Genomic DNA, 664 nt, shown 5'->3' with positions numbered 1-664 from the left:
TGCGATCGCTTATTCTGCATGGAACCGAGTTGGTTTAGAGCGTGCAAATTCTGTTGTTATGGTGCAGCAACCAAAAGCAATGATTTTGCACGCACCTCACCAGCGGGAAAATTATAAACCCGCTTTCACAGATGGAGTTTGGGAAGTGACTCGAATCTCAGACGGTGACACTATCACAGTTCGTCAGGGAAACGATGAGCGACGGATTAGATTATGCGGAATTGATGCACCGGAAAAAAATCAACCTGGTGGGAAAGAGGCAAAAGAATTTCTTGCCAGAATAATTTCTGAGGGTGGCGATCGCGTTGGAATGACTTTTGTCGAGCAGGATCGATATGGGCGCTGGGTTGGAGAGGTTTGGTCAGCGCCGGAAACCTTTGAAGAACAGCTTTTAAATTCAGTTATGATTGGGCACGCTTGGCCTTATACAAAATATTGGGGAAATTGCCCTAACCGTTCTGCCCTTGCAGCTTCAGAACAATCAGCCGAACAATCGGGGCGGGCAATCTGGAAGCAACCCGGGGCGATCGCACCGTGGGAATATCGGAAGCGAAATCGCTAAAGTGCCAATGCTGGCACTTTGGTTTGGCGACAATCTGGTGCGATCGGATCGCATCTGAAACAATTCTCAAAATGCGCGCCCCCCCCTTGAGCCGGGGGGGGG

Annotated in this window: 1 protein-coding gene; it reads left to right on the top strand. The window is 49.8% G+C overall.

The features are described from left to right. Positions 1 to 145 precede the first annotated feature (145 nt). Entirely contained in the window at positions 146 to 562 is a 417-nt protein-coding gene (locus tag AC0QH1_RS23320) for a thermonuclease family protein (protein ID WP_324633770.1), read from the top strand. The last annotated feature ends 102 nt before the right edge of the window (positions 563 to 664 follow it).

It is taken from the genome of Phormidium sp. CCY1219 (assembly GCF_055795085.1).
This window is presented reverse-complemented; position numbering and strand designations above follow the sequence as displayed.